The sequence below is a fragment of the Burkholderiaceae bacterium genome, from assembly GCA_024235995.1.
Taxonomy (GTDB): domain Bacteria; phylum Pseudomonadota; class Gammaproteobacteria; order Burkholderiales; family Burkholderiaceae_C; genus Ottowia.
In genome coordinates this window covers 882,783-897,810 of the sequence record JACKLI010000001.1, presented here as the reverse complement: position 1 = coordinate 897,810, position 15,028 = coordinate 882,783, and the positions used below count along the sequence as shown (strand labels likewise).

Sequence of the window (15,028 nt, the reverse complement as noted above, 5' to 3'; positions counted from 1 at the left end):
TAACTGTGGCGTTCCACAGCTAGGGTTATCCCCGAGCCAGCGCTGCCTGCACTCGGTCGAGCCAATGCTGGCCGATGCGCCCCTGCAGGCCCTGATACACCTGCCGCGTGGCCTGGCGCAGGCGCTGGCGCTGCGTCTCGTCGATGGGGTGGATGCGCGTGGTGCCGCTGGCGCGCAGGGCGGCCAGGGCATCGTCGTTCTCGCGCTGCGCAATGGCGTTGCCCCACTCGAGCGCCTCGTCCACCGCCTGGCGCACCAGGCGGCGGTCGGCGGCGGCCAGCGCGCTCCAGAAGCGCTGGTGCACCACCACCGCATAGCCCAGGTAGCCGTGCCGCGTCAGGCTCAGGTCGGTCTGCACCTCGTTCATGTGCTGGGTCCAGAAGTTGGAGCTGGGGTTTTCCGTGCCGTCGACCACACCGGTGGCCAGGGCCCGGCGCGTTTCGCCAAACGCCAGTTCCACGGGCCGCGCGCCCAGCGCACGCATCTGGTGGGCCAGCACGCGCGAGCTTTGCACCCGCATGCGCAGGCCCGCGTAGTCCGGCAGCACCAGCAGGGGCCGGTTGGCGCTCATGTGCTTGAAGCCGTTGTCCAGGTAGCCCAGGCCCACCATGCGCTGGCGCGCCAGCAGGGCGAGCAGGTCGCGCCCGACGGCGCCGTGCGTGACACGCCGCACCTGCGCGCGGGAGTCGAACAGGAAGGGCAGGTCGAACAGCTCGAACTCCGGAAACCCCAGCGGCCCGAACTTGGACAGCGACGGTGCCAGCATGTCCACCGCCCCGAGCTGCAGCGCCTGCATCTCGTCGGCATCGCCATACAGCAGCGAGTTGGGGTAGATCTCGACCTGGATGCGGCCCTGGCTGAGCGCGTGCAGCCGCTGCCGCAAGCGCTCCAGCGCCAAGCCCTTGGGCGTCTGCCGCGCCACCACGTGCGACAGGCGGATGGTGATTTTCGATTCGGCCCGGCCCCGCGTGGACGGCACCGGCAGCGCCGCCGCGGCCAGGGCCTGCAGGCAGCGGCGGCGGGCAACAGGGGCTGCGCACATGCTCGTTATTATCGAATGCCGCGGCCTGCACCCATGTCCTGGACGACGCCCCAATCCTCCGACGACTTCGCCCTGCTGCACGCCAGCGGGCGCGGCCTGCCCGACCGCAACCGCCGGACCGTGCTGTGGATGATGGGGCTGGCCGTGCTGATCGTGGGCGCGGTGGTGGCGCTGGTGTGGTACCTCAACCACTTCGAGAACGAGGAGGAGGAGCGCCGCCGGGGCGCCGACGCGCAATGGCTGGAGCGCAACGTGCAGTTCCACTTCCGCCGCCTGGAAGACGACCTGGCGCAGCGCGCGCGCCAGGTCGCCATCGACGGACCCCAGGCCCTGCACGACGCCACGGACCCAGCCGACGCGCCCGACGCCGTGCCGGCCGGCCTGCTGTGGCGCGCGCCCGGCGTGGTGCTGGCACGCGCCTGGCTGGCTGGCGACGCCCCCGGCAGCGGCGACCTGGCCGCCTGGGAGCAGGACAAGGCGCTCAACCCCGAGAACCATCTGGCCCTGCAAACCCTGCAGGACATCGTGGGCAACCTGCGCCGCGCCAGCTACGCCGGGCCCATGCGCCTGGCCGACGGCAGCGTGACCGACCGCGTCTGGCTGGCCGTGCCCTACTTCGACGGGCTGCACCTGAAGGGCATCTACGTGGCGCAGCTCGCCATGCGGCAGGCGGTCGATGCCCTGCTGCCCGGCTGGTTTTTGCAGAACCAGACGGTGCGCCTGGTGGTGGACGCCGTGGGCCTGCCCGCCGGCATGCCCGCCAGCGGCCCCTACCGCACGGTGATGAACCTGCCCGGCACCGACCTGATGCTCGAGGTCGTGCCGCAGGGGCCGCGCGCCTCGCCCGTGCCGCGCATCTTCTTCGTGGTGGCGCTGCTGTTCCTGCTGGGCATGCTGGCCAGCCTGGCCGCGCTGCGGCGCGACTTCGTCAAGCGCCAGCAGGTGCAGCAGCGCCTGCTGGCCGAGGTGGCGCTGCGCTCGGCCATGGAGCGCTCGGTCGCCATCGGCATGCGCGCCTGGGACTTCAAGGGCCGCATCCTGTACGTCAACCAGGCCTTCTGCGCCATGGTGGGCTACAGCGCGCAGGAGCTGCGCGGCACCAGCGCGCCCCTGCCCTACTGGCCCGCCCACCAGAGCGACGAGCTGGCCCTGCTGCACGCGCACGTCATCCACCAGGGCACCGAGGCGCAGGGCATCGAGGTGCAGTTCCAGCACCGCGACGGGCATGGCGTGGACGTGCTGATCCACGAGGCGCCGCTGCTGGCCGCCGACGGCACGCAGCTGGGCTGGATGAGCTCGGTGCTGGACATCAGCGAGCGCAAGCGTGCCCAGCAGCTGGCCGCGCTGCAGCAGGAAAGGCTCGATGCCTCGGGCCGGCTGGTGGCGGTGGGCGAGGTGGCCTCGACGCTGGCGCACGAGCTCAACCAGCCGCTGGGCGCGCTGGCCTCGTTCGCCAACGGCCTGCTCAACCGCCTGCGCGCCGGCAGCATCACGCCCGCGGAGGTGCAGCCGGTGGTGCAGCGCATGGCCCAGCTGGCCGAGCGCGCCGGCGGCGTGATCCAGCGCGTCAACGCCTTCGCACGCCGGCGCGAGCTGACGCTCTCGCGCGTGGACCTGGCGGCGCTGGTGCGCCGCGCCGTGGCCGCCGCGCAGGAGGCGCGCAGCGTCCCGGTCACGCTCGATCTGCCGACGCAGCCGGTCTGGGTGCAGGGCGACGCGCTGCTGCTGGAGCACCTGGTTCACAACCTGTGCGGCAATGCGCTGGACTGGGCCGGGCTGGGCCCGCGCGAGCCGCGGGTTCGAGTGCGGCTGGACACCCCCGCCGGCGCCGAAAACCAGGTGCGCCTGAGCGTCGCCGACAGCGGCCCCGGCGTGCCCGAGCACGCCCAGGCGCGCATCTTCGACGCCTTCTTCAGCACCAAGGACGGCGGCATGGGCATGGGCCTGGCCATCTGCCGCTCCATCGCCGAGGCGCACCACGGCCGCATCGGCGTGGGGCAGGACGCGGGGCTGGGCGGCGCCCAATTCACCGTCGAGCTGCCCCTGGCACCGCCACCCGCCGCCACCGACTCGGGAGACCCGCCATGACCGCGCCGCTGCAAGCCGTGGACATCCACATCGTGGACGACGACGCCGACGTGCGCGACGGCCTGGCCTGGCTGTTCGACTCGCGCGGCTACCAGCCGCGCGCCTGGGCCAGCGGCACGGCACTGCTGGAGGCCGCGCGCGCCCTTCAGGGCCGCTGGGGCGAGGCCGTGGTGCTGCTGGACATGCGCATGGAGCCGCTGTCGGGGCCCCTCACCTTCGAGCGGCTCAAGGCCCTGGGCTGCCCCTGGCCGGTGCTGTTTCTCACCGGCCACGGCGACGTGGGCAGCGCGGTCGAGGCGGTGAAGAACGGCGCCTGGGACTTCCTGGAAAAGCCGTTCCAGGACAACGTGCTGGTGGACCGCGTGGAGCAGGCCATGCAGGCCGTGCTGGCGCGCACCGACGCCCAGCGCGAGCTGCAGCGCCTGCGCCAGGCCCTGGCCAGCCTGAGCCCGCGCGAGCGCGAGGTGCTGGACGAGCTGATCCGCGGCCACTACAACAAGAACATCGCCGAGCACCTGGGCATCACGGCGCGCACGGTAGAGTTTCACCGCGCCAACATCTTCGAGAAGATGGGGGTGGAGTCGGCCGTCGAGCTGGCGCACCAGATCGGGCGGCTGGCCTCCGTGGACGGCGGCCAGCCCTCCTGATGCGGGGCCACGCCCAGGTTTCTATATTTTTGTAGCAAGTTGGCCAGTTCCACCGCCGACTTGACGTCCATTTTCTCGAACACGCGGGCACGGTGCACCTCCACCGTGCGCACGCTGATGCCCAGCTCGTCGGCAATGCGCTTGTTGGCCAGACCGCCGGCCACGCGCTCCATCACGGCGCGCTCGCGCTCGGTCAGCTCGCCGACGCGCGCCTGCACCTCCTGTCGGGCTGCACGCTGCGCCAGACGCTGGCGCGACAGGGCCAGCGCCTGCTCGACGCGGTCGACCAGCGCGTTGTCGGAAAAGGGCTTCTCGCAAAAATCGAAGGCCCCGCGCTTGACGGTGTCCACCGCGGTCGGCACGTCGGCGTGGCCGGTCAGGAAGATCACCGGCCACAGCTCGGGCACGCCGCGCGCCAGCAGGCGCTCGAACAGCGTCAGGCCGCTGGTCACCGGCATGCGCACGTCCAGCAGGATGCAGCCGGGCGTGCTCGGCTCGGCCGCGCCCAGCGCCTGCTCGAACGCCGCGGCGCTGTCATGGCCCTGCGCCAGCAGGCGGCGCGTGCGCAGCAGCCAGGCCATAGCCTCACGCACGCTGGGGTCGTCGTCGATGATGTGGACGATGGCGGGGTTCATCCTTGGGATTCTAGAAAGCCGGCTGGCGCATCGCGCATGACAAAATGACCGCCCGGCTGCGCCGGGCATGACGAAATGACCAAGACGCCTTGGTCATCGACGCGAAGCGAGGTCATTGAGCGCAGCGAAGTCATTGGTCGTTCATCCAACACTCACAGGTCCATCATGGCATCCACTTCTCCCATCCGCATCGGCATCGTCGGGCACGGCAACCTCGGGCGCGGCGTCGAAGCCGCCATGGCGCACAACCCCGATATGCGCGTGGCCGGCATCTACACCCGGCGCGACCCTGCCGGCGTCAAGCCCCTGGTGGCCGGCACGCCGGTGCACGGCATGGCCGCGCTGGCGGGCCACGCCGGCCAGCTCGACGTACTGATCCTGTGCGGCGGCTCCAAGGACGATCTGCCCCAGCAGTCGCCCGAGCTGGCGGCGCGCTTTTGCATCGTCGACAGCTTCGACACCCACGCCCGCATCCCCGAGCACTTTGCCGCCGTCGATGCCGCGGCGCGCGCCGGCCAGACCACGGCGCTGATCTCGGCCGGCTGGGACCCGGGCCTGTTCTCGATCAACCGCGTCTATGCCGAGGCCCTGCTGCCCGACGGCGAGACCTACACCTTCTGGGGCAAGGGCGTGAGCCAGGGCCACTCCGACGCGCTGCGCCGCGTACCCGGCGTGGCCGGCGCCGTGCAGTACACGGTGCCGGTCGAGGCCGCCATGCAGCAGGTGCGCAGCGGCACGCGCCCGCAGCTGAGCACGCGCCAGAAGCACACGCGCGAGTGCTACGTGGTGCTCAAGGACGGCGCCGACCCCGAGGCGGTGCGCCAAGCCATCGTCGGCATGCCGCACTACTTCGACGAGTACGACACCAGCGTGCACTTCGTCAGCGCCGAGGTGCTGGCGCGCGAGCACGGCCGGATTCCGCACGGCGGCTTCGTCATCCGCAGCGGCAACACCACGGCGGCGCACAAGCACGTCGTCGAATACCGCCTGCAGCTGGACAGCAACCCCGAGTTCACCTCCAGCGTGCTGGTGGCCTATGCGCGCGCCGTGCACCGCCTGCACCAGCAAGGCCGCTTCGGCGCGCTGACGGTGTTCGACGTCGCCCCCGGCCTGCTGTCGCCCAAGAGCGCCGAAGAACTGCGCCGCAGCGATCTGTAAAGGCAGCCCCGTCATGCCAAGCGCCCAGGATCCCTGGGACTTGGAGCGCTTCGTGCAAGCGCAGCAGCGCCACTACGCCGACGCGCTGGGCGAGTTGCGCGCCGGCCGCAAGCGCACACACTGGATCTGGTACGTGCTGCCCCAACTGGCCGGCCTGGGCCGCAGCGACCTGTCGCGGCGCTACGCCATCTCGGGCCTGAACGAGGCACGCGCCTATCTGGCGCATCCCCTGCTGGGCCCGCGCTTGCACGAGTGCGTGGCGGCGCTGAACCGACACCCGGGCCAGAGCGCCACCGACATCCTGGGCCCGATCGACGCGCTCAAGCTGCACTCCTGCCTGAGCCTGTTCCTGCAGGCCGCGCCCGACGGCGAGCCCTTCCAGAGCGCCATCGACCGCTTCTTCGGCGGCACGCTGGATGCGGCGACACTGCGCTTGCTCGCCGTCCCGCCGGCGACGCGCTGACCGGCAAACGCGAAGCACTGCACGGATCGGCCGTCGCGCGTACAATTGCATAGTCATACTATGTAGTTGTACGCTTCGCGATGCCCACACCACATCCTGACGCCTCGGTCGGCGCCGAGTTGCTCGACGTCATCGTGCGACTCAACCGCTGGGTGACGCACCACAGCGACTGGACGCTGCCGGTGGCCCAGATGCGCGTGCTGTCGCAGATCGACGAATGGGGCGAGGCGCGCACCAGCGACCTGGCCCGTGCCGAGCGCTGCAGCCAGCCGACGATGACCGCGCGCCTGCAGCAACTCGAGACGCTGGGCTGGGTGGCGCGGTCGCGGGACCACCAGGACGCACGCGCCACCCCGCTCACGCTCACGGACGCCGGCCGGACCGTGCTGGCCGACGCCCGCAAGGCGCGCGCGCGGGTGATCGACACCCTGATGGCGCCCATGGACGCGCCCCAACGCCAGCGCCTGCACGACGCCACCCGCGCGCTGCGCGAGCTGCTGGACGCCACCTACAACCACCTTCCCCCAACACGCCGTTCATGATGAATTTCCTGCACCAACCCAAGGCCGTGCTGGCCGTTGCCTTCGCCTGCGTGATCGCCTTCATGGGCATCGGGCTGGTCGACCCCATCCTCAAGCCCATCGCCGATTCGCTCGGCGCCACGCCGTCGCAGACCTCGCTGCTGTTCACCAGCTACATGGCGGTGATGGGGCTGGCCATGCTGATCACCAGCGCGGTTTCCAGCCGCCTGGGCGCCAAGCGCACGCTGCTGCTGGGGCTGGCCATCATCATCGTCAGCGCCGGCCTGGCCGGCGCCTCCGACTCGATCGGCGCCATCGTCGGCTGGCGCGCGCTGTGGGGCCTGGGCAACGCGCTGTTCGTCGCCACCGCGCTCACGGCCATCGTCTCCAGCTCGGGCGGCTCGGTGCGCGAAGCGGTGATCTTCTACGAGGCAGCGCTGGGCGTGGGCATCGCGGCTGGGCCGCTGATCGGCGGCGTGCTGGGCACGATCTCGTGGCGCGGGCCGTTCTTCGGCGTCTCGGTGCTGATGACCGTGGCGCTGCTGGTCACGGTATTCCTGCTGCCATCGACCGTGACCCGCTCGCAGCCGACTTCCCTGGGCGAGCCGTTTCACGCCCTCCAGCATCGGGGACTGCTGGGCGTCGCGCTGACCGCGCTGCTCTACAACTTCGGCTTCTTCACGCTGTTGGCGTACACGCCGTTTCCGCTGAACATGAACGCGCACCAGGTCGGACTGGTGTTCTTCGGCTGGGGCGTGGCGCTGGCCATCGCCTCGGTGGTCATCGCACCGCGCCTGCAGCAGCGCTGGGGTACCGTGCCTTCGATCCTGGCCGCCCTGGTCGGCTTTGCGCTGGTGCTCGTTGCGATGGCGGTCTGGACCGAGCACAGGGCGGTGCTGGTGGCCGGCGTGGTGGTGGCCGGACTGTTTCTGGGCATCAACAACACGCTGGTGACCGAGACCGTGATGAACGCCGCGCCGGTGCCACGCGGTGTCGCCTCGGCCGCCTACAGTTTCGTGCGCTTTGCCGGCGGCGCGGTGGCGCCGTGGCTGGCGGGCTTTCTGGGCGAGCGCATCAACGACCACGTGCCCTACTGGGTCGGCGCCGTCGCGGTGCTGCTGGGTGCCGGCGTGCTGGCGTTCAGTCGGCGCCACCTGCTGCACGTCGACACCGTACTGGCGCACGGCGCCGCATCCATGCCGCTGGCGACCGCCCCCCGGTAGCACTCACAAACCCACCGGCAGCACCAGGCTCTCCTTGACCTCCTCCATCACTACGTAGCTGTTGCTCTGCGCCGGCACCGGGATCTGGCGCAGGATCTGGCCCAGCAGGTCGCGGTACTCGCGCATGGCCGACAGGCGCGCCTTGACCAGGTAGTCGAAGGCGCCCGAGATCAGGTGGCATTCCAGCACGCGCGGCTCCAGCAGCAGCGCCTGGCGCACGGCGTCGAACACGGCGGCCGACTTGGACGCCAGCGTCAGCTCGACGAACACCAGCAGCCCGCGCCCCAGCGCCTCGGGGTTGACGCGCGCGTGGTAGCCCAGGATGACGCCCGAGCGCTCCAGCCGGCGCACGCGCTCGGTGCAGGGCGAAACCGACAGGCTGACGCGCTCGGCCAGCTCGGTCATCGAGATGCGGCCCTCGCGCTGCAGCTCTTCGAGGATTTTGCGGTCGATGCGGTCGAATTCCATGATTTCACTTCACAAACGCTGTTATGCAGTGATTTTTACTGAAACCAGACCGATCACCAAGCTATTTCGGTGTCTTTTACCATGGTCATCTCCATAAACTGGCGGCACTGAAAACACGATTTCTGGAGACGGACATGAAAGTCATCGTTCTGGGCGGCGGCGTGATTGGTGTCAGCACCGCGTACTACCTGGCGCGCGCCGGCGCCGACGTGACGGTGCTGGAGCGCGAAAGCGGCGTGGCGCTGGAGACCAGCTTTGCCAATGCCGGCCAGGTGTCGCCCGGCTACTCCACCCCGTGGGCCGCGCCCGGCATTCCGCTGAAGGCCGTCAAGTGGATGTTCCAGAAGCACGCGCCGCTGGCGATCCGCCTGGACGGCAGCATGTTCCAGCTGCGCTGGATGGCCGCCATGCTGCGCAACTGCACCAGCGCGCGCTACGCCGTCAACAAGGAGCGCATGACGCGCCTGGCCGAGTACAGCCGCGACTGCCTGCGCAATCTGCGCGCCGACACCGGCATCGAATACGAGCAGCGCACCCTGGGCACGCTGCAGGTGTTTCGCACCGCCAAGCAGATGCAAGCCGCGCAGCGCGACACCGCCGTGCTGCAGGAGTGCGGCGTGCCCTACCGTCTGATGACAGACGCCAGCGCCCTGACCGAGTACGAGCCGGCGCTGGCCCACGCCAAGGGCCTGGTCGGCGGCCTGCAGCTGCCGGGCGACGAGACCGGCGACTGCCAGCGCTTCACCACCGAGCTTGCCGACAAGGCGCGCGCCCTGGGCGTGCAGTTCCGCTTTGGCGTGGAAGTGGCCGAGCTGCAGCAGCGCGGCGGCCAGATCAGCGGCGTGAAGCTGGCCGGCGAGGCGGGCGAGGTGCTGACTGCCGACCGCTACGTGCTGGCGCTGGGCAGCTACTCGCGCGCGCTCCTGGGCCCGCTGGGGCTGGACCTGCCGGTGTACCCCGTCAAGGGCTATTCGCTGACGGTGCCGCTGGTGGACGAAGCGCGCGCCCCGCGCTCGACCGTGATGGACGAGACCTACAAGGTGGCCATCACGCGCTTCGACCGGCGCATCCGCGTGGGCGGCATGGCCGAGCTGGCGGGCTTTGACCTGGGCCTGAACCCGGCGCGGCGCGCCACGCTGGAGATGGTCACGCGCGGCCTGTTCGACGGCGGCGGCGACCTGCCGGCGGCCGAGTTCTGGACCGGCCTGCGCCCGATGACGCCCGACGGCACCCCCATCGTCGGCGCCACGCCGCTGGCCAACCTGCTCATCAACAGCGGCCACGGCACCCTGGGCTGGACCATGGCGGCGGGCTCGGGCAAGCTGATGGCCGACCTCACGCTGGGTCACCGGCCCGACATTTCGACCGACGGGTTGGGCCTCGATCGCTACTCAAAACAGAGCGCCTCGGGCTTGGTTGGCGCGGGCCACAGGCCTATTCATGCCTGAATTTGGTCGACCCGGCGATGCGTCGCCGGGCCGCGAGAAACCTCAAGCCGGCCGATAGACCTCGGGCTCGAAGGCCAGCGTGGCGAAGTGGTCCTGCAGCGTCTCGGCGCGGCGGATCAGCTCCACCTGGCCATCGGCGCGCAGCAGCAGCTCCTGCGGGCGCAGCCGGCCGTTGTAGTTGAAACCCATGGCATGGCCGTGGGCGCCGGTGTCCTGGATGAGCAGCAGATCGCCCTCCTGCGTGGGCGGCAGCGCGCGCTGCACGGCGAACTTGTCGTTGTTCTCGCACAGCGAGCCCACCACGTCCACCACCGGGTCCTGCGGGCCGGGCGCCTTGCCCAGCACGTCGATGTGGTGGTAGGCGCCGTACATGCCGGGGCGCATCAGCGCCGACATGCAGGCGTCCACGCCGACGTAGTTGCGGTAGATCGCCTTGTGGTTGATGACCTGCGTGACCAGCACGCCGTGCGGGCCGGTGATGTAACGCCCGCTTTCCATGTAGACCTTGGGCTGGTAGCCGTGGCGCTGCTTGAACTCGCCCAGCAGGCTGGCCGTGGCCCGGCCGAGCTTGCGTACGTCGAAGGCTTCTTCGTCGGGGCGGTAGGGGATGCCCAGGCCGCCGCCGATGTTGATGAACTCGAAGCGGATCGACAGCTGCTGGCCGACCTGCGCGATCAGCTCCAGCAGCATCTGCACCGTCTGCACCATGTAGTCGGCGTTGCGCTCGTTGGAGGCCAGCATGGTGTGCAGGCCGAAGCGCCGCGCGCCGCGCTGCTGCGCCTTGCCGAAGGCGGCCACCAGCTGCTCGTGCGCCACGCCGTACTTGGCCTCCTCGGGCTTGCCGATGATGACGTTGCCGGTGCGCGCCGGGCCGGGGTTGTAGCGAAAGCACACCAGCTCGGGCATGCGCGGCACCTTGTCGACCAGGCTGATGTCGTCCAGGTTGAGGATGCAGCCGCCGTCGCCCAGCGCCGCGTCGAACTCGGCCGGCGTGGTGTTGTTGGAGGTGAACATGATGTCCTCGCCCCGCCCGCCGGCCTGGCGCGACAGCTGCAGCTCGGCCACCGAGCTGCAGTCGTAGCCGAAGCCCAGGCTCTGCATGATGCGCAGGATGGCCGGGTTGGGCAGGGCCTTGACGGCGTAGTACTCGCGAAAGCCCGGCACGTCGGCAAAGGCCTCCTTCAGCAGACGGCCGGTGTCGCGGATGCCGGCCTCGTCGTAAATGTGGAACGGCGTGCCGAAGTGCGCGGCGATGTCCTGCAGCGAAGGCAGCAGGCGCTGGCGAAAACCCGAAGACATTGGCATGAGTGCAACCCGATGGCGTTGGTGTTGAGGGGAGAAGCGTTTATTTCTGCAGCGCGTCGGCGATGCGCTGCATCGCCTTTTGCACGTTCTCGAAGCTGTTGAAGGCGCTGATGCGGATGTGGTTCTCGCCGCAGCGGCCAAAGCCGGCGCCGGGCGTGCAGACCACGCCCGCCTGCTTGAGCAGGAAGTCGAAGAAGTCCCAGGAGCCGCGCTCGGAGCGCACCCAGATGTAGGGCGAATTGTCGCCGCCCACGCAGTCGAAGCCCATGCGCTGGAAGGCCTGGCGCACATAGTCCGCGTTGGCCAGGTAATGGTCGATCAGCGCGCGCACCTGGCGGCTGCCCTCGGGGCTGAACACCGCCTCGGCGGCGCGCTGCACGGGGTAGGACACGCCGTTGAACTTGGTGGTGTGACGGCGGCTCCACAGGTCGCGCACCGACACCACCGTGCCGGCCGCGGTGTAGGCCATGCAGCGCTTGGGCACCACCGCGTAGGCGCAGCGCACCCCCGTGAAGCCGGCGGTCTTGGAGAAGCTGCGGAATTCGATCGCCACGTCCTGCGCGCCCTCGATCTCGTAGATCGAATGCGGCAGCTCCGGGTCGCGGATGAAGGCCTCGTAGGCCGCGTCGTACAGGATCAGCGCCTTGTTGGCGCGGGCGTAGTCCACCCAGCCCTTGAGCTGCTCACGCGTGATGGTGGCGCCGGTGGGGTTGTTGGGAAAGCACAGGTAGATCAGGTCGACCGGCTGGGTGGGCAGCGCCGGCACGTAGCCGTTGGCGGGCGTGCATTCCAGGTAGACCAGGCCGGCGTAGCGCCCGTCCTGGCTGGCGCCGGTGCGGCCGGCCATGACGTTGGTGTCCACGTAGACCGGGTACACCGGGTCGGGCACGGCGATGCGGACGTCGCCCGCGAACAGCTCCTGGATGTTGCCGGTGTCGCACTTGGCGCCATCGCTGACGAACACCTCGTCGGCCGAAATGTCGGCGCCGCGCGCCTGGAAGTCGTGCCTGGCGATGGCCTCGCGCAGGAAGTCGTAGCCCTGCTCGGGCCCGTAGCCGCGAAAGGTCTCGGCGCGCGTCAACTCGTCGACGGCCTTGTGCATGGCCGTCACGCAGGCCTCGGGCAAGGGCTGGGTCACGTCGCCGATGCCCATGCGGATCAACTCGCGCCCGGGGTTCTCGTCCTGGTACTCGCGCACGCGCTTGGCGATGTTGGCGAACAGATAGCTGGCTTGCAGCTTCTGGTAGTTCTCGTTGATCTTGATCATGGCTGGATGGCCCTGTGAGCGTGGATGAGGCTCCGCATGCGCCTCTGTCCGCAAACCCTGATGCACGGCCCTCATCGGGCCCTCGCTTTCAGCCAGCCTTGGACCCTCGCCATGGGCGGGGCCCGACTTGATCCCGACAGAGTGTCGGATTTCGGGGCGCTGATTTTAGGGCAAGGCGGCGACAGCCGCTTTGCCCACCTCAAGGCTTGATGATGTTGTCGGGGTTGGGCTGCTGGTCCCTGGGCGCCTGGCTGTAGTCGCCGAACACGCCGTCGCGCTGGCGGATGGCTTCGCGCACGCCGCCTTTTTCGGCCAGCTCGATGAAGGCGGCCGCGTCGGGCGTGTTGCGCATCAGGCCGTCGAGGATGGGGCCCAGGGTCTGCGTCGAGGCCAGGCCCATGTTCTCGTAGGCCTGGTTGACGATCAGCTTCATGGCCGACAGCTGCGACAGCGGGATGCTGGCCAGTTGCCGCGCGACGGTCAGCACACGCGCCTCGAGCTCGGCAAACGGCACCGCCTCGTTGATCAGGCCGACGTCGGCCGCCTCGCGGCCCGACAGCGGGCGGCCGGTGAGCGCGTATTCCTTGGCCTTGGTCAGGCCCAGCCGGTAGATCCACATGCCGCTGAGGTACGAGCCCCACATGCGCGAATAGGGCGTGCCGATGCGCGCGTCCTCGCTGGCGATCACCAGGTCGGCGCACAAGGCGTTGTCGCTGCCGCCGCCCACGCACCAGCCGTGGATCTGCGCGATGACGGGCTTGGACGAGCGCCAGATGCTCATGAACTTCTGGTGCGGCGACAGCGCGGGCGTGGTGGCAAAGGCGAAATCCTTGCCCGGGTCCCAGCGGCCCTCGGTGTTCATGTGCTCGTCCCAGTGGTGGAAGCCCTGGCCGAAGTTGTAGCCGCCGCAAAACGAGCGCCCCGCCCCGCGCAGGATGACGACCTTGACCGACGGATCGCGCGTGGCCTGGTGCATGGCCGCCTCCAGCTCGTCGGGCATGGGCGGCACGATGGTGTTGAGCTGCTCCGGCCGGTTCAGCGTGATGGTGGCGATGGGGCCGTCGACCGTGTACAGGATGGTTTCGAAGTTCATGGGGATCTCCGGTTGGCAGGTGGATGCCAGCTTAGCGCCCGCATGAAAAACCCCCGCGGCATCGCTGTCGCGAGGGTGTCTTTGTGCAGGCGGCGAGCCTGCTCAGGCTCAGGCGTGGTGGCTCGGAAAGCTGAACACCGCGCCCTCGCGCAGCCCCGCCGAGGGCCAGCGCTGGGTGATGGTCTTGCGCTTGGTGTAGAAGCGCACGGCGTCCGGCCCGTAGGCGTGCAGGTCGCCGAACAGGCTGCGCTTCCAGCCGCCGAAGCTGTGGTAGGCCACGGGCACCGGCAGCGGCACGTTCACGCCCACCATGCCGACCTGGATGTGGTCGGTGAAGTGGCGCGCGGCCTCGCCGTCGCGCGTGAAGATGCAGGTGCCGTTGCCGTACTCGTGGTCGTTGATGAGCTGCATGGCCTCGTCCAGCGAGTGCACGCGCACGATGCCGAGCACGGGGCCGAAGATTTCCTCCTGATAAATCTTCATGCCGGGCTTGACGTGGTCGAACAGGCAGGCGCCCAGGAAGTAGCCCTCCTCATGGCCCTTGACCTTCAGGCCGCGGCCATCGACCAGCAGCGTGGCACCCTCGGCCACGCCGCTGTCCACATAGGCCTTGACCTTCTCGAAATGCTGCCGCGTGACCAGCGGGCCCATGTCGTTGCCGTTGTCGCTGCCTGGGCCGACCTTCATCTTGGCGATCTCGGTCTTCAGGCCGGCGATCATCTTGTCGGCCACTTCGTTGCCGACGGCGACGATCAGCGGCACGGCCATGCAGCGCTCGCCGCAGGAGCCGTAGGCGGCGCCCATCATGGCGGTGACGGCATTCTGGATGTCGGCGTCGGGCATCACCACCGCGTGGTTCTTGGCGCCGCCCAGCGCCTGCACGCGCTTGCCGTGCCGGCTGCCGGTGGCGTAGATCGATTCGGCGATGGGAGTGGAGCCCACGAAGCTGATGGCCTTGATGCGCGGATCGCACAGCAGCGCATCGACGCAGTCCTTGTCGCCGTTGACGACGTTCAGCACGCCGGGGGGCAGGCCCGCTTCCAGCGCCAGCTGGGCGATGCGCAGAGCCGACGAAGGATCGCGCTCGCTGGGCTTGAGGATGAAGCAGTTGCCGCACACCACGGCCATCGGCCACATCCACAGCGGCACCATGGCCGGAAAGTTGAAGGGCGTGATGCCGGCCACCACGCCCAGCGGCTGGTGCTCGGCCCAGGAGTCGATGCCGGGGCCGGCGTTGCGGCTGTGCTCGCCCTTGAGCAGCTCGGGCGCGTAGCTGGCGTATTCGATGTTCTCGATGCCGCGCTGCAGCTCGCCGTGCGCATCGTTCAGCACCTTGCCGTGCTCGGCGGTGATGAGCGCGGCGATCTCGTCGGCGTGCGCTTCCAGCAGCCCCTTCAGCTTGCTCATCACGCGGGCGCGCTTGAGCGGCGGCGTGTTGCGCCAGGCCGGAAAGGCTTTCTCGGCGCTGGCGATGGCCGCCTCCACGGTGGCCGGGCCGGCCAACTCGACGCTGGTGGACGAGGTGCCGGTGGCGGGGTTGAACACCGGCTGCACGCGGCCGTGCTCGTGCACGATCTGGCCGTCGATCAGGTGGCCGACGGTGGCGGTGACGTTCTTGTCGTGTTTCATGGAAATGGCTTTCTTGAAGAAAACAGGCCTCTGGCCCGCAT

The 15,028-nt window shown here is 69.5% G+C and carries 14 protein-coding genes; 7 read left to right on the top strand and 7 right to left on the bottom strand.

Translation table 11 applies throughout. From position 1 onward, the window contains the following. Nucleotides 1–25 precede the first annotated feature (25 nt). Complete coding sequence (locus H6927_04430; protein ID MCP5217338.1) at nt 26–1,042, bottom strand: DctP family TRAP transporter solute-binding subunit; 1,017 nt, start codon at nt 1,040–1,042, stop codon at nt 26–28. 33 nt (nt 1,043–1,075) lie between these two features. Here H6927_04430 and H6927_04425 point away from each other — a divergent pair, with 33 nt between their 5' ends. Together H6927_04425 and H6927_04420 are read left to right on the top strand one after the other, a co-directional pair. Then, nucleotides 1,076–3,130, top strand: coding sequence for a PAS domain S-box protein (locus tag H6927_04425; protein ID MCP5217337.1), 2,055 nt, complete (start codon nt 1,076–1,078; stop codon nt 3,128–3,130). Further along, nucleotides 3,127–3,777: a response regulator transcription factor gene (locus H6927_04420; GenBank protein MCP5217336.1), complete on the top strand. Its 651-nt coding sequence runs from the start codon at nt 3,127–3,129 to the stop codon at nt 3,775–3,777. Before H6927_04425 ends, H6927_04420 begins: the two co-directional genes overlap by 4 nt. Here the strand turns inward: H6927_04420 and H6927_04415 are convergent. Then, the gene (locus tag H6927_04415; GenBank protein ID MCP5217335.1) at nt 3,675–4,412 is read right to left on the bottom strand and encodes a response regulator transcription factor; all 738 of its coding nucleotides are present in this window, start codon (nt 4,410–4,412) and stop codon (nt 3,675–3,677) included. The two genes, H6927_04420 and H6927_04415, sit on opposite strands and share 103 nt — an antisense overlap. A 165-nt stretch (nt 4,413–4,577) precedes the next feature. On the opposite strand from H6927_04415, the gene H6927_04410 reads away from it, so the two are divergent. The 4 genes from H6927_04410 (at nt 4,578) to H6927_04395 (ending at nt 7,777) form a co-directional block, all read left to right on the top strand. Further along, nucleotides 4,578–5,570, top strand: a complete 993-nt coding sequence (locus H6927_04410; protein MCP5217334.1) for a diaminopimelate dehydrogenase — start codon at nt 4,578–4,580, stop codon at nt 5,568–5,570. Between the two features lie 13 nt (nt 5,571–5,583). Next, complete coding sequence (locus H6927_04405; GenBank protein ID MCP5217333.1) at nt 5,584–6,033, top strand: DUF1810 domain-containing protein; 450 nt, start codon at nt 5,584–5,586, stop codon at nt 6,031–6,033. 80 nt (nt 6,034–6,113) lie between these two features. Beyond that, a complete protein-coding gene (locus tag H6927_04400; protein ID MCP5217332.1) occupies nt 6,114–6,575 on the top strand; it encodes a MarR family transcriptional regulator in 462 nt (153 codons plus the stop codon). Beyond that, nucleotides 6,575–7,777, top strand: a complete 1,203-nt coding sequence (locus H6927_04395; protein MCP5217331.1) for an MFS transporter — start codon at nt 6,575–6,577, stop codon at nt 7,775–7,777. Before H6927_04400 ends, H6927_04395 begins: the two co-directional genes overlap by 1 nt. Before the next feature lie 3 nt (nt 7,778–7,780). On the opposite strand, the gene H6927_04390 is transcribed toward H6927_04395, so the two are convergent. After that, nucleotides 7,781–8,248: a winged helix-turn-helix transcriptional regulator gene (locus tag H6927_04390; GenBank protein MCP5217330.1), complete on the bottom strand. Its 468-nt coding sequence runs from the start codon at nt 8,246–8,248 to the stop codon at nt 7,781–7,783. Nucleotides 8,249–8,379: 131 nt separating this feature from the next. Here H6927_04390 and H6927_04385 point away from each other — a divergent pair, with 131 nt between their 5' ends. Beyond that, nucleotides 8,380–9,693, top strand: a complete 1,314-nt coding sequence (locus H6927_04385; GenBank protein ID MCP5217329.1) for a D-amino acid dehydrogenase — start codon at nt 8,380–8,382, stop codon at nt 9,691–9,693. Between the two features lie 42 nt (nt 9,694–9,735). Here the strand turns inward: H6927_04385 and lysA are convergent, their stop codons facing one another. The 4 genes from lysA to H6927_04365 form a co-directional block, all read right to left on the bottom strand. Further along, a complete protein-coding gene (lysA, locus tag H6927_04380) occupies nt 9,736–10,998 on the bottom strand; it encodes a diaminopimelate decarboxylase (protein ID MCP5217328.1) in 1,263 nt (420 codons plus the stop codon). Between the two features lie 40 nt (nt 10,999–11,038). Beyond that, entirely contained in the window at nt 11,039–12,265 is a 1,227-nt protein-coding gene (locus H6927_04375) for an LL-diaminopimelate aminotransferase (protein MCP5217327.1), read from the bottom strand. 199 nt (nt 12,266–12,464) lie between these two features. Continuing rightward, on the bottom strand, nt 12,465–13,364 hold the full coding sequence (locus H6927_04370) for a crotonase/enoyl-CoA hydratase family protein (GenBank protein ID MCP5217326.1): 900 nt from the start codon (nt 13,362–13,364) through the stop codon (nt 12,465–12,467). 102 nt (nt 13,365–13,466) lie between these two features. Further along, nucleotides 13,467–14,987, bottom strand: coding sequence for a CoA-acylating methylmalonate-semialdehyde dehydrogenase (locus tag H6927_04365; GenBank protein MCP5217325.1), 1,521 nt, complete (start codon nt 14,985–14,987; stop codon nt 13,467–13,469). Between the last annotated feature and the right edge of the window lie 41 nt (nt 14,988–15,028).